Here is a 1,754-nt window from a genome sequence, read left to right on the forward strand (position 1 = left end):
GTTTAGAAGAAACACTATCTTAGTAGCTGTACACCACCAAGAGCCACGCCCGGGTTTTTTCCTTTGCTGTCAAGTTTTTCTACTTCATAGACCCACTTGAGCGTTGTTGTATCGGCTGGTAAATCAACGCGGTGAACACTGTAGCCGCCCACTTTTGTTTTTCTCGGTACACTCACTCGGTTGGTACCAATAGATGGTAGGCTAGACCAATGATTACCAGATTTGCTTAAAGTTCCATCAGAGATATTGTCTCCGATACTATAAGCCTTCCAGATTTCCGTACCATTTGCTAATAACTTAAGCGTACCTTTTGGAAGGTCCTGAGCACCAGTCCACCCTTTTCCAATAACAGCAGTTCTAAAGCGGACTGTTTTCCAATCTTTGCCACTTTGAGCCGTAACAGAAACCTCTGACTTTTTCTCATCCCCCCCCAAGTAAATATGCCCCTCCCAGTTAGTGGTACCTGCTGGGTTTTGCGTCCAAGTGTTCTTAAATTGGTCAGTTCTATTGCTATTGCCCCAACCAAACAAGCAAGGTTCACTCTTACTTACTTTACACGCTGGGTACTTAGCGCCGGCATTTTCTTCAGCGTAACTGAAGGAAACATTCTGCACGCCCGCTTTTAGTGCGTTACGAACAGACCATACGCTCCCCTTTTTACCATCAACATCAACGCGCCAATATAAAACATCGCTTGCTGGGTCTAGATTGACAGTGTGTGAACCTGAAACAGCAGAACTAGCACCTGATTGAACTTCTAACCAAGTGCTATTATCTGTACTGGTATACACTTTGTAAGCACTAGATTTAGATAATTTCCATGTAAACGTCTGATTACCATTAAATGGAAGTGACTGTCCATTATATGGGCGTGGTGTATGTGCATACTTTAGGTTGTCATTCGCAAGATCTTTCATCTCACCATCAGACAAAGCAAAAGAGCGCATCTCAATGTTATCAACTAAGAAATTACCGGCTATTTGCTCAGATTCAAGGTTGGCCGTTGCGTCTTTACCTGCGTCCATCCAAGGCTTGGCAATAATCAACCCTTGACTTGTTCCTGCATCTAAACGGCTACCCGCACCCCAAACACCGGCATAGCCGTCAGTAAGTTTAATATCGTCAACTTCAGCTTTATTGTTGTAAGCGTCAACTAGTGTCGCTTGCTTACCATTAAGCCAAATAGAAACTTTTTGGGTATTACGGTCAACACGTACAGCAACGGTATTCCACTGACTTAGGTTAAGTGCCTCTTTGGTTGTAACAGATACCTTTCTTAAGTCACTTCCACCAGCATAAGTTGCTAGTTGGCGTGAAATCATAAACCACTCAATAGCTCCCTCTTTGGTTAACTTTAGGTGGAAACCATCACTCCAAATACCTTTGCTAACCAAATCTATCGGATGTTCTAGTTTTACATTAGGTTTCACTTTCAGTGATAGTGTGAAATCGTCTTCAGCAAAGTCAAAATCATGTCCATAATGGGATTTATACTTTAAAGATTCCTGAACATCATTCTCTAGTAAATTAGATTTTACAGATTCATAAGCGCCTAGTTTAAGCGTCTTCGAATTAGCATAGCCTTGGTTGACCCAAACCTCTGAAATCGACTGTTTACTTGAGTTTTTAGCGGCGGCTAACTGCTCAGACAAGCCTGTTTGAGCGTTTACTACCCATAAGTCATCGATAGGAGCCTGCTCAAAATCAAAGCGAGCATATAAGTCAGGCGATGTGACTTTGACATGTACGACATC

Annotated in this window: 1 protein-coding gene; it reads right to left on the bottom strand. The window is 42.5% G+C overall.

Annotation, left to right across the window (positions count from 1 at the left end; translation table 11 throughout):
* Window positions 1-14: 14 nt before the first annotated feature.
* Window positions 15-1,754, bottom strand: a 1,740-nt coding sequence (locus AB4496_RS05685; RefSeq protein ID WP_372130679.1) for a LamG-like jellyroll fold domain-containing protein, incomplete at its 5' end; no start/stop codon positions are given.

Source organism: Vibrio sp. 10N.222.46.A1, assembly GCF_041473595.1.
Classification (GTDB): Bacteria; Pseudomonadota; Gammaproteobacteria; order Enterobacterales; family Vibrionaceae; genus Vibrio; species Vibrio tasmaniensis_A.